This is a genomic window from Sinorhizobium arboris LMG 14919 (assembly GCF_000427465.1).
Classification (GTDB): Bacteria; Pseudomonadota; Alphaproteobacteria; order Rhizobiales; family Rhizobiaceae; genus Sinorhizobium; species Sinorhizobium arboris.
This window is the reverse complement of the sequence record NZ_ATYB01000014.1, coordinates 1,660,119-1,680,292: the sequence shown is the minus strand read 5'-3', so window position 1 is coordinate 1,680,292 and position 20,174 is coordinate 1,660,119. Positions and strand designations below refer to the sequence as shown.

17 protein-coding genes are annotated in these 20,174 nt (G+C 62.5%); 9 read left to right on the top strand and 8 right to left on the bottom strand.

Features of this window, described 5'->3' with window-relative positions:
* Positions 1-461 precede the first annotated feature (461 nt).
* Both SINAR_RS0119415 and SINAR_RS0119410 read left to right on the top strand, forming a co-directional pair.
* Positions 462-830 carry an Hpt domain-containing protein gene (locus SINAR_RS0119415; protein WP_028000603.1) on the top strand — a complete coding sequence of 123 codons (369 nt, stop codon included), beginning with the start codon at positions 462-464 and terminating at the stop codon, positions 828-830.
* A gap of 288 nt (positions 831-1,118) precedes the next feature.
* Positions 1,119-1,439, top strand: coding sequence for a 2Fe-2S iron-sulfur cluster-binding protein (locus SINAR_RS0119410; RefSeq protein ID WP_028000602.1), 321 nt, complete (start codon positions 1,119-1,121; stop codon positions 1,437-1,439).
* 531 nt (positions 1,440-1,970) lie between these two features.
* Here SINAR_RS0119410 and SINAR_RS0119405 read toward each other — a convergent pair.
* A complete protein-coding gene (locus SINAR_RS0119405) occupies positions 1,971-2,606 on the bottom strand; it encodes a DUF922 domain-containing Zn-dependent protease (protein WP_028000601.1) in 636 nt (211 codons plus the stop codon).
* A gap of 199 nt (positions 2,607-2,805) precedes the next feature.
* On the opposite strand from SINAR_RS0119405, the gene folP reads away from it, so the two are divergent.
* From folP to folK, 3 genes are read left to right on the top strand one after another with little or no spacing between them, the layout of a single operon-like run.
* A complete protein-coding gene (gene folP / locus SINAR_RS0119400) occupies positions 2,806-3,657 on the top strand; it encodes a dihydropteroate synthase (protein ID WP_028000600.1) in 852 nt (283 codons plus the stop codon).
* A gap of 15 nt (positions 3,658-3,672) precedes the next feature.
* On the top strand, positions 3,673-4,044 hold the full coding sequence (gene folB / locus SINAR_RS0119395) for a dihydroneopterin aldolase (protein ID WP_028000599.1): 372 nt from the start codon (positions 3,673-3,675) through the stop codon (positions 4,042-4,044).
* Complete coding sequence (gene folK, locus SINAR_RS0119390) at positions 4,031-4,555, top strand: 2-amino-4-hydroxy-6-hydroxymethyldihydropteridine diphosphokinase (RefSeq protein ID WP_028000598.1); 525 nt, start codon at positions 4,031-4,033, stop codon at positions 4,553-4,555. Before folB ends, folK begins: the two co-directional genes overlap by 14 nt.
* A 36-nt stretch (positions 4,556-4,591) precedes the next feature.
* Here the strand turns inward: folK and SINAR_RS0119385 are convergent, their stop codons facing one another.
* The 4 genes from SINAR_RS0119385 to SINAR_RS0119365 form a co-directional block, all read right to left on the bottom strand.
* Positions 4,592-5,143 (bottom strand): hypothetical protein, encoded by a 552-nt coding sequence (locus SINAR_RS0119385; RefSeq protein ID WP_028000597.1) that lies wholly within the window; start codon positions 5,141-5,143, stop codon positions 4,592-4,594.
* 160 nt (positions 5,144-5,303) lie between these two features.
* A complete protein-coding gene (locus SINAR_RS0119380; RefSeq protein ID WP_028000596.1) occupies positions 5,304-6,383 on the bottom strand; it encodes a YcjF family protein in 1,080 nt (359 codons plus the stop codon).
* The gene (locus tag SINAR_RS0119375) at positions 6,380-7,870 is read right to left on the bottom strand and encodes a YcjX family GTP-binding protein (protein ID WP_028000595.1); all 1,491 of its coding nucleotides are present in this window, start codon (positions 7,868-7,870) and stop codon (positions 6,380-6,382) included. The genes SINAR_RS0119380 and SINAR_RS0119375 overlap by 4 nt, the downstream gene beginning before the upstream one ends.
* A 267-nt stretch (positions 7,871-8,137) precedes the next feature.
* Positions 8,138-8,674 (bottom strand): SixA phosphatase family protein, encoded by a 537-nt coding sequence (locus tag SINAR_RS0119365; RefSeq protein ID WP_028000593.1) that lies wholly within the window; start codon positions 8,672-8,674, stop codon positions 8,138-8,140.
* Between the two features lie 405 nt (positions 8,675-9,079).
* Between SINAR_RS0119365 and dksA the strand changes: the two genes are divergently transcribed.
* Entirely contained in the window at positions 9,080-9,499 is a 420-nt protein-coding gene (dksA, locus tag SINAR_RS0119360; protein WP_012708186.1) for an RNA polymerase-binding protein DksA, read from the top strand.
* A 93-nt stretch (positions 9,500-9,592) separates the two neighbouring features.
* Here dksA and SINAR_RS0119355 read toward each other — a convergent pair whose 3' ends face one another.
* Positions 9,593-10,546, bottom strand: coding sequence for a flagellar biosynthetic protein FliO (locus SINAR_RS0119355; RefSeq protein ID WP_028000592.1), 954 nt, complete (start codon positions 10,544-10,546; stop codon positions 9,593-9,595).
* Between the two features lie 365 nt (positions 10,547-10,911).
* Between SINAR_RS0119355 and cckA the strand changes: the two genes are divergently transcribed.
* Positions 10,912-13,521 carry a cell cycle histidine kinase CckA gene (gene cckA, locus SINAR_RS0119345; protein ID WP_028000591.1) on the top strand — a complete coding sequence of 870 codons (2,610 nt, stop codon included), beginning with the start codon at positions 10,912-10,914 and terminating at the stop codon, positions 13,519-13,521.
* Between the two features lie 213 nt (positions 13,522-13,734).
* Here the strand turns inward: cckA and SINAR_RS0119340 are convergent, their stop codons facing one another.
* Entirely contained in the window at positions 13,735-14,664 is a 930-nt protein-coding gene (locus tag SINAR_RS0119340) for a pseudouridine-5'-phosphate glycosidase (protein WP_028000590.1), read from the bottom strand.
* A 137-nt stretch (positions 14,665-14,801) separates the two neighbouring features.
* Entirely contained in the window at positions 14,802-15,761 is a 960-nt protein-coding gene (locus SINAR_RS0119335; RefSeq protein ID WP_028000589.1) for a carbohydrate kinase family protein, read from the bottom strand.
* A gap of 333 nt (positions 15,762-16,094) precedes the next feature.
* Here SINAR_RS0119335 and recA point away from each other — a divergent pair, with 333 nt between their 5' ends.
* Together recA and alaS are read left to right on the top strand one after the other, a co-directional pair.
* On the top strand, positions 16,095-17,180 hold the full coding sequence (gene recA, locus SINAR_RS0119330; RefSeq protein WP_028000588.1) for a recombinase RecA: 1,086 nt from the start codon (positions 16,095-16,097) through the stop codon (positions 17,178-17,180).
* Positions 17,181-17,507: 327 nt separating this feature from the next.
* Positions 17,508-20,171, top strand: a complete 2,664-nt coding sequence (gene alaS, locus SINAR_RS0119325; RefSeq protein WP_028000587.1) for an alanine--tRNA ligase — start codon at positions 17,508-17,510, stop codon at positions 20,169-20,171.
* The last annotated feature ends 3 nt before the right edge of the window (positions 20,172-20,174 follow it).

The following is a 20,174-nucleotide window of genomic DNA, read 5'->3' as shown; positions in this document are numbered from 1 at the left end:
CTGTGCCGCCAGGTGCCCAGCGGAACATCCGAACCAGGGCGGTGACCGCAAGGTCCGAGCTTCGCAAGGAAGCCGGGCCCGACCGATCACCCATTGCATCGCCTCGATGGATAGCCGCAGCCTATGCCCTGCGACACCGTGGGACGCAGCTTATCCACCGGAACAGTTGCCATTTTCATATACAGACCCGTTCCTAATCGTATCGTAGTGACACATTAGCCGGGCTCTTACAATTATGAGCGTTCCGCATTCATTAAAATCCTAATGATTTCTTAACGGAAACTCGGCCTTGTGGCCGGAAAAGCCAAGGGAATCAGCCGGTTTAATGGCCGTTAACCATCTCCTCAATTTTTCTGCCTCCTTTGCGCCGCGTTTTAGGTCAATGGCAGTGCCGCGCACCGATAATCCTGTCTGAAAACGGTGCGATTGTTTATGCGAAATCGATTGTAGGAAACGAGCCCATGGCGGCACTCAAGATTGCCTTCGAGATACCGGACAACCCCGGAAACAGCATTCCTTCTGGCAAGAACCCTATCGACCTTGCTCACCTCTACAGGCAGACGATGGGCGACAAGATGCTCGAGATCGAAGTGCTCACGCTCTTTGCACGTCAGGCGCGCCAGGCGATGGCCCAGATGGCGGAGCGTGATGCAGAGGCCCGTGGCCAGGAGGCCCATCGCCTGAAGGGGGCGGCTCTCGCGGTCGGCGCCGTCGCGGTCGCCGAGGCTGCAGCTGCGATCGAAAAGTGCCCCGAGGACGCCGGACTGCAGAGCGCTCTCGCCGCCGCCGTTCTCGAAGCGGAACTCTTCGTTCTAAAGCTCTGCCGCTGACCTGAAGCGCGTCTTGTCAGGCGCGCAAGGGTCGTTGCAGCAGCTTGTCGGCATCGTGCATGTCGTCGTCCCGAAACCGCTGCGCATATGGCCGAGATGCTTTGAGACCGGTTATCAAACGCGATCTGCCCAGCCGCCGCGGCAATTTGCGGCTGTGCGGATGGGCCGCATCATGTTGACTGATTGGCTGATTTGTTGGAAGACGTGCCCTGATTCAAAGCCGGGGCACGCCTAGTACGAGCAAGCCCGGCGCCAGCCCGGCCCCCTCAATTCGTTCCGGAAAGAGAAATGACAAAACTTACGATCGTAGCCTTTGACGGCGTGCGCCACGAACTCGATGTCGAGAACGGCTCCACGGTCATGGAGAATGCGGTTCGCAATTCGGTCCCCGGGATCGAAGCGGAATGCGGCGGCGCTTGCGCCTGCGCGACCTGTCATGTCTATGTCGACGAGGCCTGGGCGGCCCAGGTCGGCGCACCCGAAGCGATGGAAGAGGATATGCTGGACTTCGCCTACGACGTGCGTCCGACCTCGCGTCTCTCCTGTCAGATCAAGATGAGCGAAGCTCTGGACGGGCTCGTCGTTCATGTTCCGGAGCGCCAGGCCTGATCGGCTAATCGCCTGTTCCGATAGCCCAGCTGCCTTCCGTCGATCTGATGGCAGCCCGTGTCCTGATGTTCGGCGCCGTGAACGCAAAAAAAGCCTCGCTGGTCGATCGACAAGCGAGGCTAGGAGGGCGCATCGCATGCAGATGAGGGAGGGAACATCTGCCGCACCAGGACACGCCAGGAGAACCTGTGCTGCTCCATCACCCGGATAATGCTGCAATATCCGAAGATGACGAAGCCAAACTCACGCCAGTTGCCACTAAAACGCGAGATCTCGGTGTTGATCCGCAATCCAATGTCAACTTCCTTCAGCAGTTGAACTTCGGTTCCTCTGCTCGTTGCATGACTTCAATATAGCTGAGTCGGTTGCTGCTCGCTATCGTTAGATTCCGCCAATAAAATACTGTGGGTTTCTGGCGTCTTCTTCTGGAGCCGAAACTACACCCCATCGTTTCTTTGGGGTATTTCGATCCAAAGGGCGTACACGGCAGCGAGTATCGCCCGACGGCGATGCGCGGCCGGTCTCATATCATCAACGGGTCTTCTCGTTTTTCTTCAGGGTTTCAAGGCGGTATTGTAGCAGCCGGATCATCCGCCGGTCGAAGTTGGCCGCTTCGGTGCGGTCGAAGCGCGCCTGATCCTTGTCGTGCCGCTCGACTTCTTCGGCGCTTACTTCCGCGACCCGGGCCTGCATGCGCTCGCAACTGTCTTCGGCTTTCAGTGCAAGCAGGGCCTTTTCCATCCGACGCGCATGAATGCGCGCGATCTCCGCGTGACGCTCTTCGTGGCGCTTGATGTCGCTCGCCAGCGTGTCCCAGACCAGGGCCAAATCGCGTCCGGCCTGTGGACGGTACTTCCATCGCGGCAGAATGATGCGGGTGCTGAGCGTAACCTTGGCCGAGCCGACCGCGCAGCGGTCGTCGCGACTGACATAGGTGACCGTGCCGCCGAACTTGATCCGGGTGGCGCCCGGATGCCGCGTGCCGGTGCTCTTCATCATGGGGCCGGATGCCGAAAGCGCCTTGTCGAGCTCCGCGGCCGTGCGTCCGCCGATCGAGAAATAGGAGATTCTCTTGCTGATCAGCGTTTCTCCCGAGGCGGCGCCAAGCGGGAGGCCTACGAGCAAAGCGATCAAGGCTGCACGTAACGGGATATTTAATCGAGGCATGGAAGCGCATTCTCGCCGATTGAACTTCGTTGAAGCTTGGGGCATAGCCAGGGCCAGCGCAACACAAATCGGCCAGAACCGAAGTCGACAAGCCTTCAAAGTGTATGAGAACCAAGTCATAACGCGTTGCTTTCGAAAGAGATCATCTGCACCATGAACGATCGGCGAATTCGACGCCGTTCAGCCGCGGACCGGAATAATGACATACGATCCACTTCAGTCCTCTCGCTGGCAATTGGCGCATGGACGCGATCTCGAACTCGGGCCGCGTGGCGTTTTGATGGCGATCATCAATGTTACACCGGATTCTTTCTCCGACGGCGGTCGCTTTGCCGATCCCGGCGCCGCTGTCGCGGCTGCTTTGAGCGCAGTCCAGGCGGGTGCGGAAATCCTCGACATCGGCGGCGAGTCCACGCGCCCGGACGCCGAGCCGGTCAACGCCGGTGAGGAGCAGGCCCGCATCCTGCCGGTTATAGCCGCCGTCGCGCGGCAGTCCCGGGCCATTATTTCCGTCGATACCTATCGCGCCGAGACCGCGCGACTCGCAGTGGAGGCCGGCGCCCACATCGTCAACGACGTGCACGGCCTGCAGCGCGAGCCGGCGATCGCGGCAGTGGCAGCCGAGACAGGCGCGGGGCTCTGCATCATGCACACGGGGCGCGATCGGGAAAAGCTGAGCGATGTGATCGAAGACCAGTTTCATTTTCTCGGCCGGTCCCTGCAGATCGCGACCGACGCCGGCGTGGCGCGGGAACGGATCGTTCTCGATCCGGGTTTTGGCTTCGCGAAGGACACGAACGAGAACCTGGAACTGATGGGCCGCTTCGGGGAGTTGCATGGATTTCGACTGCCGCTTCTCGTGGGGACGTCGCGCAAGCGCTTCGTCGGCGCGGTGACGGCACGGGAGGCGCAGGACCGGGACGTCGGTACCGCTGCGACGACAGCACTTCTCAGATTTGCGGGTGCTGCGATTTTTCGGGTACACGATGTCGCAATCAACAGGGATGCGCTAGCCGTTGCGGATGCTATGCTGGCGACAAAGAACCGTTGACGGGACAGGAATGCGATGACTGCGACCTACACAATCACCCTGAAGAACTGTGCGTTCTTCGCCCGCCATGGCGTGCTCGACGAAGAGGAGTTCCTCGGGCAGCGGTTCTTCGTGGATGCGGAACTCGAAGTCGAGCAGGGGACCGCGCTTGCCGAGGACTGCATCGACGACACCGTGCATTATGGCATCGCCTTCGCCGAGATCGAGAGAATCGTCACGGGACGCCGGCGTTATCTGATCGAGGCGCTGGCGCTTGAGGTTGCCAAGACGCTTTGCGCCCGTTTCCGTCAGATTCGAAGGGCGAAAGTCTCCATCCGCAAGCCGAACGCGCCGGTTCCGGGAATACTGGACTACGTGGAGGTCACGGTCGAGCATGTCGCCGAATAGGAACTGGCGGCGCGCGATCCTCGGTCTTGGCGGCAACCTCGGCGACCCGCGCCGGTCGATGGCGGAGGCCTTACGGGCGCTCGACGCGCGGGCGGATTGCCGGGTCGCTGCGGTGTCGCGGCTCTACCGCACACCCCCATGGGGCAAGACGGATCAGGATTGGTTCTTCAACGCCTGTGCGCAAGTCGAAACGACGCTCGATGCCGAGGCATTGCTTGCGGCCTGTCTCGGGATCGAGCGGGCCATGAAGCGCGTAAGAAAGGAACGGTGGGGCCCGCGCACCATCGACATCGACGTCCTGACCTTCGGTGACCTCAACATGGAGAGCGCGGCGCTTACGCTGCCTCACCCGCGCATGACAGAACGTGGCTTCGTGCTGAAGCCGCTCGCCGACTTTGCGGCAGACCTCACCGTCGAAGGGCGAACCGTTGGAGAATGGCTAAGCAGGGCGGATGTCACCGGGATCGAAGTAGCCGACGAAAACGTCGAGTGGTGGCGTACGCAGGACTGAGATCCGGTCTTTCCGTCGCGAGCGCGGCGAAGGCGGTTACTCGATCGAGCCGACGGCTATGTCGTCCATCTGGCGGTTGAGGCTCACCCCGATGACGGGGACCATCGTGTCTTCGACCTTCACCGAGATGGTGATGTTCATCGTCTCTTCGTTCTGCAGGCGCGCAATCATAGCGCCGTTGAGCTGTTTGCGGTTGATGCCGACCACTACCTTGTCCTTGGCCACGGTGCCGGACACGACGTCCAGACCCTTGCCCTCGGCTCCGTCCAGGAACTTTCCGGTATAGCCGTTAGCTTTCCGGACGATCGTTGCCGACATGGGCTGTTTGAAAACCCCGACACGGCAGAAACCGTCAAGTTTCAGGCCGGCCTCATTGCCTGGCGTCGCTTCGCCGGTGAGATCGCAGGTGAATTTCGTGCCTTTGTACTTGCCGGCAACGATCTCGCCCGGACCTTTCCATTGTCCGGCAACCCTGTCGAAGAAAGCCTTGTCGCGGGCCCCGGACAATGCGGGCGTAGCAAGGCCCACGGCGGCGACAAGCGCGATAGCGGCAACGCCGCGAGCAATCGAAGAAGGGCGCGTGAGCATGAGTGGTCCTTGATGGGTCAAGCTGCAAATCTGACGACTACATTGCCGCGAAAATGGTTAACGGATGGTTTCGTCCTCGCTTATAAGCCGCTCTCGGGGGTAGGCGAGAGCAGGGTGCCGTCGCGATCGTCAACGGCTTCTCGATAGCGGCGGCTGACGATCAGCGCGTTGCGCTTTCGGATCGCGCGGCGCCGGGCGCCAGGTCGGTCAAAAAGTCGCCGATGCTGGGGCGCTTCAGCGCGCGGAACGGCATCGGCCTGCAGAGATCCATTGCCGCGATTCCGATGCGCGCCGTCATCAGCCCGTTGATGACGCCTTCGCCAAGTCGGGCGGAAAGCTTTGAAGCGAGGCCGTGGCCGAGGATCTGCTGGATGAGGCTGTCGCCGACGGCGATCGAGCCGGTGACGGCGAGATGGGCGATGACGTCGCGCATCAGGCGTAACAGTCCGAGCGTACCCGGCCGGCCGCCGTAGAGTTCCGCCATTGCACGGATCATCCGCGCGGATTCGTAGATCACATAGCCGAGATCGACGAGTGCGCGTGGGCTGACGGCGGTGACGATCGATACGCGTTTCGCTCCGGCCAGGATGAGCCGGCGCGCTTCGCGGTCGAGCGGCGCCAGCAATTCACGTTCCGTCAATTCGATGAGGTGGGGGGCGTCGATGATGTCGTCCTCGGTCTCCGCCAGGCGGGCACGGCCCCTGGCTGTCCGCGGATTGCCGGCGAGCAGGTGGGCAAGCCTCGCGGTGGCAGCGCGCGCGGCCTGCGTATTGCCGGCTGCGGCCGCTGCGGCCAGATCGCCTTTCAGCGTCTGGACGGCGGTCAGTTGCATCATGCCGAAAACTTCGCGCGCGACCACGATCAGGAAAGCGACCGCGCCGATCGCCACGACTGCGACGGCCCCGTAGCCGAGCCAGTCGGCGCGCGAGAAGAGATCGCGTAGAAGCCGGTCGACCCAAAGCCCGACGGCAAGCGAAATCAGGATGCCGAAGGCGCTCGCGGCGATCTTGCCGAAGGAGAGTCGGCGCCGCTGCGGCTTTGCTTCCGGCAGGTCGAGCGATTCGATCGCAGCGGTCGTTCCGATGAACGGGTCCTCGGCGTCAGGAGTCATGACGACCCTTTCGCTGAAGCTGCCTGGCGCGCGCCGCGGCGTCTGTTTCGCCTCGCGTTCGATGGCTTCTTCGCCTTCGATGGAAAATGCGGCGGGCCTGCGTCGACGGTCCTTGAAATCGTCACTCATGCCAAACGATCTCCGAGGAGGAACTGCATGGCCCTGTCGAGCCGGATATGCGGCACCGAGAGTTTCAACCCGCCGCGTGTTTCTTCGAGGTGCGGTGGACGGAAGCGGACGAAGTTCAGTTCCGGCATTGAAGGATCCGTGGTCGAAGGGGATGTGGGTTGGCGATCGACGGCCTCGAAAAGAAGTTGAGGATCTTCCGGTAAGTCTCCAGGAAATATCGCTGTTTTCCTTTCACCATCGAAGATCTCACCGTTGATCTTCTCACCGGCGATCGGTGTTCCCACGATCACGGGCAAACGATGGCCGTCATGCTCAACCGTGGCTTCGCGTGTTGCCCTGACGGAGGCGAGCGCCATGACCTCCAGCCCCGCGCCGCTCATTCCTATCCGTTCGGTTGCCCGGCTGACGAGGCGGGCGGCAATGCGCTCGAGCCGATCGTGACTCTCGTGGTGCAGGTGATCGGCCTTGGTGGCGGCGATCAATACGCGGTCGATCCTGCGCGTGACGAGAGACGTCAGCCAGGAATTGACGCCGGGCCGGAAGCAGGCAAGCACATCGACGAGGGCCTGTTCCAGGTCCTTCAGTGCTTCCGAGCCGCGGTTGACCGCCTGGAGCGCGTCGACAAGCACGATCTGGCGGTCGAGACGGGCGAAGTGTTCGCGGAAGAACGGCTTTACGACATGCGTCTTGTAGGCTTCGTAGCGCCGCTCCATCATCGACCAGAGGGAATCCTTGGGGGCTCGGCCCGCAGGCAGGTCGGGGAGCGGCGAGAAGGTAAGGGCCGGCGACCCTTCGAGATCGCCCGGCATCAGGAAGCGGCCAGGCGGCAACGTGGAGAGGGACCGGTCGTCCTCCTTGCAGGCCTTTAGATAGCCGGTGAAGCTTTCGGCAAGCCGGCGGGCGCTGCCCTCATCGGCCGGCATCGCAGCCCCGAGTGTGGCGGCAAGTCCCAACCATTCGCGCGACAGACCGGCGCGCATGCCGGTGCGTGCGCGTTGAACCGTCGCGTCGCTGAACTGCCGAAAGTCCTGGCTGAGCAGCGGCAGGTCGAGGAGCCATTCGCCGGGATAATCGACAATGTCGATCGACAGCCTTCCGGGAGAGAGCAGCCGACTCCAGCCGCTGGCGCTTTCGTAATCGAGCGTGATCCGCAACTGCGATATGGCTCTCGTCGAATCCGGCCAGGACCGATCCCTGACCAGTGACGCGATGTGATCCTCATATTGAAAGCGCGGCACCGCGTCGTCGGGCTGCGGTTCGAGCCGGATTTTCGACACACGGCCCGAGCGGACCGGCTCGAAAACCGGCAGCCGCCCTCCGTTCAGCAGATTGTGGACGAGCGAGGAGATGAATACGGTTTTGCCGGCGCGCGAAAGGCCGGTGACACCGAGCCTGACGGACGGGGTGACGAGACCCGCCGCTCGGTCGGCGAGATTGTCCAGGGCGATCAGCGCGTCGTCTTTGAAGCTGGTGAGAATGGGCGCCAAATTCTTTCGTCCCTTCGGGAGTGCTATTGCAGGTTCCTATGATCCTGCCCGGTAGAAGGCAAAAACAGGCAGCAGATCAAAGTCCCGCATCGACCTTGCGTGACTGATGAGACGCGCGGCGCTGCAGAGCGTTGCAGCCCATTGCCGGTATACCAATGGGCGCCGCAATCCGCATTGCGCCGGGAGCGATATAGGAAATGTTTCCGTCAGCGCAACGACGGGAGGTGAATTCGGCGCTTTCGCAGGCCGGAAGCCGCGGGCACGCACTCATGGTTTTTCGGCTTCTTCAGGGGAGGGAATGAGCAGTTTCGACAGCGTCGCGGCCCATGCGGTTCCGGTCCTCGGCCGGGCAGTGAAATCGATCACCGCCAATCCGGCCGGCGGATATCCGTTCGCAAGTGCCGCAGCGGCCCGTTCGTCTCCCAGTATCCGGTGAAAGAGTTCCTCGATCATCGGATTGTGGCCGATGATCATCAACGAGGTTCGGCTCGCATACGCCTCGATAAGCTCGGCATAAACGCTTGTCGGACCGGTATAGAGCGGATCGAGGTAACGGATGGCGATGTCTTCGCCGAGCGCGCGGTAGAATGGCTCGGCCGTCTGTCGGCAGCGGACGGCTGTCGAGCAGAGGATCAGGTCCGGCCTGATGCGCTGGTCGGCCGCCGCTTGCGCCGTGAGTTCCGCCTCGGCAAAGCCGACGTCGTCGAGAGCGCGATCGAAATCCCGCTGGCCCGGCAAAGCCCAACCCGATCGGGCATGGCGAAGAAGCAGAAGGCGGAAGGCCGGGGCGACGCTGTCTTGCATGTATTCACCGGTGCTGGAAATCCCCAGGATGAAGGCGACCGTCCGCGCCGACGCTTCAAAACGCCTCGTGGATGCTCCGTTGTCCTGCCGGTTGGCATAAAGATCAAGTCGTGGCTCGCTGTTTTTTGATCCGGCACTCCCATTGAACCGACACTTGGCGCGCACCAAATGTCGCAATCCGAAATGCCGCGTGCTCGCCCACGGAGCGCCGAGCGGCTGGTGCGGTCGACGACGGGCGGTATTTCGGCGTTCAACACTTTGCGTGTAATTGTGATGAAATATTAGCCGGTTAGCCTGCGATGCGGGCAGTGTTAAAATGCAGTTAAGCGCTGATTACAAGGCTTGAAACAGAGCTTCCATGGGTCTATACACCGCCGCAATGAGATGTTCTTCAGGAGAATCGCGTTGAGTGAGAAGATCGATCTTAGTACCTATGTCCTTTCGGAGGACGAGGATTTTATGAATGCGAACCACCGGGCATACTTTCGTGCGAAGCTGAATGCCTGGAAAAACGACATCCTTCGCGAAGCCCGCGAGACACTGGACCACCTGGCGGAGGAGAGCGCCAACCATCCTGATCTCGCGGACCGCGCCTCATCCGAAACCGACCGGGCGATCGAGTTGCGCGCCCGGGACCGTCAGCGGAAGCTGATTGCCAAGATCGATGCCGCCTTGCAGCGGCTCGATGAAGGCACCTACGGCTACTGCGAGGAAACCGGCGAGCCCATCGGCCTGAAGCGCCTGGACGCCCGGCCGATCGCAACCCTCTCGATTGAGGCGCAGGAGCGTCACGAGCGTCGCGAGAAGGTCTACCGGGACGAATAGGTCCGGGACATCGTTGGGATTATCGAAACGGCGCGGTTCGCCCGCGCCGTTTTATTTTGTGCACAGATGTATCTTGCCGCCGGGATGCGCGATCTACAATTTGCGGCTCACGGAGATGTCGGCGAGCATCCTTTCCATCTCCTCTTCGATCGTCGGCTCCTTGCGTGCGTTCTGCGAAGGCGATCCGAGTACCGGCTCCTGGCGGCCGCCGGCGGCCGGCCTGATCTCCGAATGCGGCGCAACAGAGGGCGTCAGGCGTTGGAGATCGCCGCTGATCTCCGCATCGAGCATGCGCTCGAATTCAGCGGCAGGTTCCGGCGCGGCGGACCTTGGCGGGAGTGATTGTCCCGGCACGGCCTTCACCGGTTCAAGCGCCGCAAGCGGGACGGGGCGTTCGTCGCGAGCAGGTGGCTCCATCGCAAACGCGCGGTTACGCGCCGTGCCGAAGTCAGCATCCGACGGCTCCATGGCGGCGGACACCGGCGGAATGTGGGGCGCAGGTGAAGGCCTGGAAGCCTGCTGCGGCGGCGGTGAACCGAGCGCGGGGGGGTGCTGATCAGGGACGGCGCGCATCGGAGGCTCCGGACGCGCGGCCGCCCGCGGCGGCTCGCTCGGACGCGAAGGCTGCCGAACGGGTTCTGCGGCTGGTTCCGCCGGGAGAGGGGAAGAAACCGGCTGTGGCCGCGCTTCCGCCATCGCGGTGCGCGTGGTCTTTTCTTCCGGTTCCGCCTGGAGATTGGCCGGATTCGGAACTTCTCCCTCCGGCGCGATGCGGCTTTCGATCACGATGTCCGTCGGGCCGCCGATCATGATCAGGTGTTCCACGTCGTCGCGGCGGACGAGCACCAGGCGTCGGCGCGTGTCGACCGCGGCGGCATCGAGCACCGCAAGCCGCGGCTGTCTGTTCTTGCCGCCGCGCACGAAGGGAGAGGAAGGTCTGTTGCGCATGAGCCGAAGCACGGCCGCCAGGCACAAGAGGCCGATCGCAACCGCTCCGGCGGCGATCAGGAACCGGCTGGCGTTGTCCCCCAGGATTGTTTCCAACATAGGCTGAACTCCTTACTGCCGCCTCGCATGGCAACATTTGACGGCTTTTTTCGGGCTCGGACAAGCTTCGGCCCGACATTCCCTGTGAATTGACCGCAGCGCTTCCGCCGAGACGCTTTTTGCTGTTATCTCTGATTGTTAAAGATGATTCCAGGTCGATGCGCGAAAGCGCGGAGGGCGGCCGTCGGTATTCGCGACGATGCCTTCGGACCAGGCCACCGCATGGTTCCTTAAACCGGAAGCGGATTAGGGATAAATTATGCGGCAACTTCAAAATATTGCAGCCCTTGTACATCCACGGGACGTACGGCGCTGCAAGCGCTCGGGATCGCGTCCGAAGCGAACCGGCAGCAGGTGAGGACCCGATGACGAAATTGCGACAGGCAGATGACTACCAGATGCCGGTCGTCGACCGAGGCGTTCGTCCGGGAACCATCCTCAGGATCATTCTGCTTGCGATCGTCCTTACCGCGTCGGCAGCCGCTTTCGTCGTCTTCAAGAACCAGCTCGAAAACGAGATCGTGCTCGGCATTCTCGGCGTGCTGGCCATGGTGGGGATATTCTTCCTCGTTTCTTCCGTCATCGGCTTCATCGAAGTGATGCCGCAATCGCGGCCGGACGAATTGGCGCGCGCCTTCCTCGATGCGCACGAAGACGGGACGATCGTAACCGACCGCAAGGGACGCATCATCTATGCCAACGCCGCCTACGGCGCCCTGACCGGCAACAAGAGTGCGGCGGGCATTCAGTCGCTCGAAACGATCCTTTCTCGAAACCGCGAAGCGACCGAGGCTATCTACCGCCTGACCAACGGCCTGCATGAGGGCAAGCAGGGCCACGAGGAGTTCCGGCTGCTGAAGCCCCTGGCAAACGCCAAACTGGCCGGCTCCGGTGCCCATTGGTATCGCCTGAAGGCGCGGGTTCTTCCGCTCGAGGATGCCGGCAGCAATCCGCTCTACCTGTGGCAGATCGCCGACATCACGGCGGAGCGCGACGAGCAGGAGCGTTTCTTCAAGGAACTGCAGAACGCGATCGACTATCTCGACCACGCACCGGCGGGCTTCTTCTCCGCCGGGCGCAAGGGCGAGATCTTCTATATCAACGCGACGCTCGCCGATTGGCTCGGGATCGATCTGACCAAGTTCCAGCCCGGCTCCGTCAGTATTGCCGATCTCGTTGCGGGCGAGGGGCTGGCGCTCGTCCAATCGGTACAGGCAGAGCCAGGTCTCAAGAAGACCAAGATCCTGGACCTCGATCTCAGAAAGACAAGCGGCCAGAGCCTGCCGGTACGCCTCATTCATCGCGTCTCCTCCACACGCGACGGCGCGCCCGGCGAAAGCCGGACGATCGTGATGTCCCGGGAAGGCGACGATGGCGATCAGTCGGCGTCAAACGCGGCAATGCGGTTCACCCGCTTCTTCAACAACACACCCATGGCAATCGCCTCGGTGGATGGAAATGGGCGCATTCTCAGAACCAATGCACCGTTCATGAAGCTCTTCGCCGGGCTCGTTTCGCAGGACGAGGTCGAGCGCGGGGCTCAGATCGACGCTGTCGTGCACCAGTCCGAGCGAGGACGCCTGCAGGAATCGCTCGCCGCCGCGAAGGACCGGCAGAGCGATATCGCGCCGATCGACGCGCTTCATCCCAAGGATGAGGGGCGCCACTTCCGCTTCTATGTCAATGCAGTCATCGACCAGAGCGATCAGGCGCCCGAGGAGGCCGCGATCATCTATGCCCTGGAGATCACCGAGCAGAAGGCGCTCGAGAACCAGATGGCGCAGACGCAGAAGATGAATGCCGTCGGAACGCTTGCCGGCGGCATCGCCCATGATTTCAACAACGTGCTGACAGCGATCCTGCTTTCCGCCGACCATCTCCTGCTTTCGGCGCGGCCGGCGGATGCGACCTTCGCCGATCTCATGGAGATCAAGCGTAACGCCAACCGGGCCGCCGTTCTCGTGCGGCAATTGCTCGCCTTCTCGCGCAAGCAGACGATGCGGCCGACGGTGCTCAATCTCACCGACGTCATCGGCGACCTCAGGATGCTCGTCGACCGCATGACCGGCACCAATGTCAAGGTGGAGGTGGATTACGGCCGCGATCTCTGGCCAGTGAAGACCGACCTCGGCCAATTCGAACAGGTGCTCCTGAACCTCGCCGTCAATGCCCGAGATGCCATGCCTGCGGGTGGAATAATCACGCTTCGGACACGCAATCTGCCGGCGGGCGAAGTGGCGGCACTTGGGCGGCGCGAATTGCCCGAGGAAGACTTTGTCATGGTGGAGGTATCGGATCAGGGCACCGGTATTCCACCCGAGATCATGGACAAGATCTTCGAGCCTTTCTTCACCACGAAGGATGTCGGCAAGGGCACCGGGCTCGGCTTGTCGATGGTTTACGGCATCGTGAAACAGTCCGGCGGCTATATCTATCCCGAGTCGGAGATCGGTAGCGGAACGACTTTCCGGATCCTGCTGCCGCGGCACGTCGATGTTCCGGAGACGCGCGAAGAGGATGTGCACGAAGCTGAATCCGCGGCGCCGGCGAAGAGCGAACCGGTTGCGGTGCCCATGCCTCGAGCCGAGCCGGCCGACCTCACCGGGGATTCAGCGGTCGTGTTGCTGGTGGAGGACGAGGAAGCGGTCCGGCGCGGCGGCAAGCGCATGCTGGAGACGCGCGGCTATACGGTCTACGAAGCGGGATCGGGCGTGGAGGCGCTGGAGATCATGGACGAGCTCGACGGCGCCGTCGATATCGTCGTCTCCGACGTCGTGATGCCGGAAATGGACGGTCCGACGCTGCTGCGCGAACTGCGCAAGAAGTATCCGGACCTGAAGTTCATCTTCGTATCCGGCTATGCCGAGGATGCTTTTGCCCGCAATCTGCCGGCCGACGCGAAGTTCGGCTTCCTGCCGAAGCCATTCTCGCTGAAGCAGCTTGCCGTCGCCGTGCGCGAGATGCTCGACAGCTGACAAGATATATCGATTCTACATCTGTGCGGCGCGCATGCCCTCAACCGCCTGCCGGTCCCTTCTCCCGATTTTCGATGGGGAGAAGGGAGAAGCGGCGGCGCTGCGCGTACCCTTCGTCCCGCCTGCGGCAAGAAGGTGCCGGCGGGCGGATGAGGAGAAAAACCGGGGCGATATGACCCTTTCGCTTCGCTCTATTGCGTGGCGCTGCCGCCGTCACCTCGCGGCGAGAGCGACGGCGATCTCGGCAGCAAGGCGCGCATTGTTTTCGACCAGGGCGATGTTGGTTTCGAGACTGCGCCCATCCGTCAAACGGAAGAGGTTGTCGAGCAGATACGGCGTGACCGCCTTGCCGGAAATCCCTTCGCTGGCCGCGTTGTCCAGCGCGCGGGTGATGTAGATTTCCATCTCCTCGCGGGGGATCTCGCTTTCTTCGGGAACCGGATTGGCGATAAGCATCCCCCCGTCGATTCCGAGCAGCTCGCGCGTCTGCTGGAAACTGGCGATCGCTGCCGGGCTGTTCAGCATCAGCGGGCTCTTGAGGCCGGAATCGCGTGACCAGAAGGCCGGGAAGTTCTCGCTGTCATAGGTTACGACCGGGACGCCGCGGCTTTCGAGCACTTCGAGAGTTTTGGGAATGTCCAGAATGGCCTTGGCGCCGGCACAGACGACGATCACGCCGGTCCGTGCGAGTTCGTCGAGATCGGCCGATATGTCGAAGCTCTGTTCCGCTCCGCGGTGAACGCCGCCGATGCCTCCGGTCGCGAAAACCCTGATGTCGGCGCGGGCGGCAGCGATCATCGTTGCGGCAACCGTCGTGGCGCCGGTGCGGCGTTCGGCGATGGCAAAGGCGAGATCGGCGCGCGAAAGCTTCATCGCGCCCTGAGTCTTCGACAGCGCCTCCAGCTTTGCGCCGTCCAGGCCGATATGCAGGACCCCGTGGATCACGGCGATGGTCGCGGGCACCGCGCCCTGTTCCCGAATGATCGTCTCGACGCTGCGGGCCATGTCGAGGTTGCCGGGATAGGGCATGCCATGCGTGATGATCGTCGATTCCAGTGCAACGATGGGCGCACCGCGTTGCTTGGCGGCCGCGACTTCATCCGAATATGCCATCGGCAGGGACGGGGAGGAGAGGTTGGTCATGGTCTTTTCCTTGAGTCACGACCTCCTCGAGGAGAATCGCTCGGGAGGTCTGGTCGATTCCGGAGCCTGGAACAGCGGGATGGGGAAGAACTGCCCCCATTTCCGCGCTACCGGCTCCCCAATTCAGCCGCCAAATCTCATGACAGCATTTCCGTTCCCGGCACAAGGTGCAGAACCTGCTCCAGCATGTCCTGCGACATCCCGTCGGAAGCCGCGAAGGGCGAGTGCAGCGTTATGACGGCGGCCGCTATGCCGCAACGCAAGGAAGCGGAAAGATCGCTGCCTGCAAGCCGGGCGGTGAGAAAGCCCGAGGCCAGCGCGTCGCCGGCGCCGGTGACGTCGGCGAGCGCTGGAAGAGCCGGTGGGGTCCCGAGGCAGGCACTCTCGCGATCGAAGGCTACCGCGGCGCGGCCTCCGCGCGTCACGACGCCTCCGGAGAGGCCGACGGAGCGCAGCAGCGACGGCCATTCTTCGGCGGTCGAGGCTTCGGTTTCGGTAAGCGCACGTGCTTCCGTCTCGTTCAGGAACAGGAAATCGAGCTGCTCCAGGCATTCCCGGTAGCGGACCACCTTTGCCGGCGAAACGGCGATACCGGCACGTAGCTGGCTGTACCCCGCGGTGCATCCGACGAGGGCCGTCAAGGTCTCCCCCGGCAGATTGGCGTCCATCAGCACGAGCTCGCTCGCAGCCAAAATCTCACGCGTGGCACGCTGCTGCAGCCGGCGCGGTGTAAACAAAGCGTAGAGATCCATGTCCGCGAGCGCGATGACCAGATTGCCGTCGTTTTCGAGGATTGCCGTATAGCTCGGCGTCTTGCGGTCGAGAAAGATGAAAGGACGGTCGATCACACCCGCAGCTTCCGCCGCTGCCGCCACCGTGTCGCCGGCGGCATCGCCGCCGCGCGGGCTGATCATCGTCACTCGATGGCCGAGACGCGAGAGATTTCGTGCGGCATTGAAGCCGCCGCCGCCGGCCTCCTCGAACCACGTGCCCGGATTGCTCGCGCCCGGTGCCGTCGCGCCGCTGATCCGGCCGCGTCGGTCGATATGCGCGCCGCCGAAAACGGCGATATTCCGCGGCTTCACCAGTTTCTGCATCTGATCCTCGACAAAAGGCGGAAAAAGGAGGCGAAGCCTCGCTTCCGCCGGCATCCCGATCTATCGTTCCGGACTATGTTCTATGGCTTTGTCCGGATTTGATCCACTGCGATTCACGACGCGAATCGGGACTTTGGGAAAATGCCCGGGCGAGTTGACGCGCCGCCTGTGGATACAGTGGTCGCGCGGCGTGAACAAGAGTTGAACGCAACGAAATAAAGTGAGCATTTTCAACTCTTTGAGGTGCCATTGCCAAATTGGAACAAAACATGTACAAAAACGCTTGCGGCGGCTTCATTGCCTCGATAGCTCCAATAACCTAAAGGTGGACCAATGGCACAAAATTCTTTGCGGCTCGTAGAGGACAAATCGGTGGACAAAAGCAAGGCACTTGAAGCGGCTCTTTCCCAGATCGAACGTTCGTTCGGCAAGGGATCGATCATGAAGCTCGGAGCGAAGGACAGCGTGGTTGAGATCGAAACCGTCTCCACCGGTTCGCTCGGTCTCGATATCGCGCTCGGAATAGGCGGTCTGCCGAAGGGCCGCATCATCGAGATCTATGGTCCGGAAAGCTCGGGCAAGACCACGCTGGCGCTGCAGACCATTGCCGAGGCCCAGAAGAAGGGCGGCATCTGCGGATTTGTGGATGCCGAGCATGCACTCGACCCGATCTATGCGCGCAAGCTCGGCGTCGACCTCGAAAATCTCCTGATTTCGCAGCCCGATACGGGGGAACAGGCGCTGGAAATCACCGATACGCTGGTCCGCTCCGGCGCAATCGACGTGCTTGTCGTCGATTCGGTGGCCGCACTCGTGCCGCGCGCCGAAATCGAGGGCGAGATGGGCGACAGCCTGCCGGGCATGCAGGCGCGGCTCATGAGCCAGGCGCTGCGCAAGCTGACGGCCTCGATCTCCAAGTCCAATTGCATGGTGATCTTCATCAACCAGATCCGCATGAAGATCGGGGTGATGTTCGGCTCGCCGGAAACGACGACGGGCGGTAATGCGCTCAAGTTTTACGCTTCCGTTCGTCTCGATATCCGGCGCATCGGCTCGGTCAAGGAGCGTGAGGAGGTCGTCGGCAACCAGACGCGGGTCAAGGTCGTCAAGAACAAGATGGCGCCGCCCTTCAAGCAGGTCGAGTTCGACATCATGTATGGCGAAGGCGTTTCGAAGACGGGCGAGTTGATCGACCTCGGAGTCAAGGCGGGCATCGTCGAGAAATCCGGTGCATGGTTTTCCTATAACAGCCAACGCCTCGGCCAGGGGCGGGAGAACGCCAAGCTCTTCCTGCGGGAAAATCCCGATCTGCTGCGCGAAATCGAAACGGCCTTGCGGCAGAATGCCGGTCTCATCGCGGATCGGTTCCTGGAGAATGGCGGGCCGGAAAGCGAAGGCGACGAAGCCGCCGATATGTAAGGGGCGGCGACCGTCTCCTTGAAGCATGCAAAACCGGCCCTCGTCGCGTGCGGCCGGTTTTTTGCTGCCGTCTGGACAGCATGATATGCGGACGATAAAAGCCTGTGGTTCCGACGGCTCCGCCGGCGGAGAGTGCGGCTACGACGATGCATGCCGCCTGAAAGCGCGCAGCGCTTTTGGGACGACGACATGTACGAAAACAAGAGCAATAAGCGCGCCGCATGAATTCGATTGAACGCGACGCGCTTTTGCGCGGGGTTGAAGAGTGCGGCTGGCGGCCCGAATACGTCCGGTTGCCGCCGGTGCAGTACACAGATAGGACGCAAGATGAGCGGCGTGAATGAAATCCGGTCGATGTTTCTCGACTATTTCCGCAAGAACGGTCACGAGATCGTGCCGTCCAGCCCCCTCGTGCCGCGCAATGACCCGACATTGATGTTCACCAATGCCGGCATGGTGCAGTTCAAGAACGTGTTCACCGGCCTCGAGCAGCGTCCTTACTCGACCGCGGCCACGGCGCAGAAATGCGTGCGCGCCGGCGGCAAGCACAACGACCTCGACAATGTCGGCTATACCGCCCGGCACCACACCTTCTTCGAAATGCTCGGCAATTTCTCCTTCGGCGACTATTTCAAGGAGCGCGCGATCGAGCTTGCCTGGAACCTGATCACCAAGGAATACGGGCTCGATCCGAAGCGGCTGCTCGTCACCGTCTATCACACGGACGACGAGGCTTTCGGCCTCTGGAAGAAGATCGCCGGCCTGAGCGACGACCGTATCATCCGCATCCCGACGAGCGACAACTTCTGGGCTATGGGTGATACCGGCCCATGCGGCCCGTGCTCGGAGATATTCTACGATCACGGCGAACAGATATGGGGCGGACCTCCCGGCTCGGCCGAGGAAGACGGCGATCGCTTCATCGAGATCTGGAACCTCGTCTTCATGCAGTACGAGCAGGTCACGAAGGAAGAGCGCGTCGACCTTCCGCGGCCCTCGATCGACACGGGCATGGGGCTGGAGCGCGTTGCCGCCGTGCTCCAGGGCCAGCACGACAACTATGACATCGATCTTTTCCGCGCATTGATCGCTGCTTCCGAGGAGGCGACCGGCGTCAAGGCCGAAGGCGACCGCCGCGCGAGCCATCGCGTGATCGCAGACCATCTGCGTTCGTCGGCCTTCCTGATTGCCGACGGGGTTCTGCCGTCGAACGAAGGCCGCGGTTACGTGCTGCGCCGAATCATGCGTCGCGCTATGCGCCATGCACAGCTGCTTGGCGCGCGGGATCCGCTGATGTGGAGGCTCCTGCCGGCACTTGTGGGTCAGATGGGGCGCGCCTATCCGGAACTGGTCCGCGCCGAAGCGCTGATCTCGGAAACGCTGAAGCTGGAGGAAACCCGCTTCCGCAAGACCCTGGAGCGCGGCCTCAACCTTCTGGCGGAAGCCTCGGCCGATCTTTCGGAAGGCGATCAGTTCAACGGTGAAACGGCCTTCAAGCTCTACGACACCTACGGTTTCCCGCTCGACCTCACGCAGGATGCACTGCGTGCCAAGGGCATCGGGGTCGATACGGACGCATTTGCGGCCGCCATGCAACGGCAGAAGGCCGAGGCCCGCGCCAACTGGACCGGCTCCGGCGAAGCCGCGACCGAGACCATCTGGTTCGAACTCAGAGACAAGCACGGTGCGACCGACTTTCTCGGCTACGACACCGAGTCGGCCGAAGGGGTCATTCAGGCGATCGTCCGGGACGGCACCGTCGTCGAGTCGGCCGCCAAGGGCGAGACTGTCCAGTTGGTTTTGAACCAGACGCCTTTCTACGGCGAATCCGGCGGCCAGGTGGGCGACACCGGCGTCATCACCACCGAGACCGGCAAGCTTGCAGTGACCGACACGCAGAAGCGTGGGGAAGGGCTCTTCGTCCACTATTGCACCGTGGAGGAGGGCAGCGTGAAGACCGGCGAAGCGGCCGCCCTGGCGGTCGACCATGTGCGCCGTACGCGTCTGCGCGCAAACCATTCCGCGACGCACTTGCTGCACGAGGCGCTGCGCGAGGTGCTTGGTACGCATGTTGCGCAGAAGGGCTCGCTGGTCGCGCCTGAGCGCCTGCGCTTCGACGTCTCTCATCCGAAGCCCATGACGGCGGAGGAGTTGAAGGTCGTCGAGGAGATGGCGAACGAAATCATCGTCCAGAACACGCCGGTCGTCACACGGCTGATGAGCGTCGACGATGCGATCGCCGAGGGCGCCATGGCGCTCTTCGGGGAGAAGTACGGCGACGAGGTGCGGGTCGTGTCCATGGGGCAGGGCATTCGCGGCTCCAAAGCCGGCAGGCCTTATTCGGTCGAGCTTTGCGGCGGCACGCATGTGTCCGCCACGGGGGATATCGGCCTTATCCGCGTCGTTTCCGAGAGTGCGGTCGGAGCCGGCGTCCGCCGGGTGGAAGCGTTGACCGGTGAAGCGGCGCGCGCCTATCTCGGCGAGCAGGACGAGCGGGTGAAGACACTCGCCGCGGCACTCAAGGTCCAGCCTGCGGAGGTTCTCGGTCGGGTCGAGGCTCTCCTGGACGAGCGGCGCAAGCTGGAGCGGGAACTTACCGAAGCGAAGAAGAAGCTCGCGCTCGCGGGTGACGGCCAGAACGGTTCCGGGGATGCTGCCCGGGAGATCGGCGGCGTCCGTTTCCTCGGCAGGGTCGTGTCCGGCGTCGAGCCGAAGGATCTGAAAAGCCTAGCGGACGACGGCAAGAAGACGCTCGGTTCGGGAGTCGTTGCCTTTGTCGGCGTCAGCGGCGACGGCAAGGCAAGTGCCGTTGTGGCGGTTACCGACGACCTCACCTCGAAAGTCAGCGCCGTGGATCTGGTGCGCGTCGCTTCCGCCGCGCTCGGCGGCAAGGGCGGTGGCGGGCGGCCCGACATGGCACAAGCCGGCGGTCCGGACGGCGGACGTGCAGCGGAAGCGATCGAGGCCGTTGCGGTCGCGCTCGCAGGCTGAAAT

Coding starts and splice junctions, on each gene's coding strand:
- SINAR_RS0119415 (WP_028000603.1), top strand. CDS start 462: ATGGCGGCACTCAAGATTGCCTTCGAGATACCGGACAACCCCGGAAAC.
- SINAR_RS0119410 (WP_028000602.1), top strand. CDS start 1,119: ATGACAAAACTTACGATCGTAGCCTTTGACGGCGTGCGCCACGAACTC.
- SINAR_RS0119405 (WP_028000601.1), bottom strand. CDS start 2,606: ATGCCTCGATTAAATATCCCGTTACGTGCAGCCTTGATCGCTTTGCTC.
- folP (WP_028000600.1), top strand. CDS start 2,806: ATGACATACGATCCACTTCAGTCCTCTCGCTGGCAATTGGCGCATGGA.
- folB (WP_028000599.1), top strand. CDS start 3,673: ATGACTGCGACCTACACAATCACCCTGAAGAACTGTGCGTTCTTCGCC.
- folK (WP_028000598.1), top strand. CDS start 4,031: ATGTCGCCGAATAGGAACTGGCGGCGCGCGATCCTCGGTCTTGGCGGC.
- SINAR_RS0119385 (WP_028000597.1), bottom strand. CDS start 5,143: ATGCTCACGCGCCCTTCTTCGATTGCTCGCGGCGTTGCCGCTATCGCG.
- SINAR_RS0119380 (WP_028000596.1), bottom strand. CDS start 6,383: ATGAGTGACGATTTCAAGGACCGTCGACGCAGGCCCGCCGCATTTTCC.
- SINAR_RS0119365 (WP_028000593.1), bottom strand. CDS start 8,674: ATGCAAGACAGCGTCGCCCCGGCCTTCCGCCTTCTGCTTCTTCGCCAT.
- SINAR_RS0119355 (WP_028000592.1), bottom strand. CDS start 10,546: ATGTTGGAAACAATCCTGGGGGACAACGCCAGCCGGTTCCTGATCGCC.
- cckA (WP_028000591.1), top strand. CDS start 10,912: ATGACGAAATTGCGACAGGCAGATGACTACCAGATGCCGGTCGTCGAC.
- SINAR_RS0119340 (WP_028000590.1), bottom strand. CDS start 14,664: ATGACCAACCTCTCCTCCCCGTCCCTGCCGATGGCATATTCGGATGAA.
- SINAR_RS0119335 (WP_028000589.1), bottom strand. CDS start 15,761: ATGCAGAAACTGGTGAAGCCGCGGAATATCGCCGTTTTCGGCGGCGCG.
- recA (WP_028000588.1), top strand. CDS start 16,095: ATGGCACAAAATTCTTTGCGGCTCGTAGAGGACAAATCGGTGGACAAA.
- alaS (WP_028000587.1), top strand. CDS start 17,508: ATGAGCGGCGTGAATGAAATCCGGTCGATGTTTCTCGACTATTTCCGC.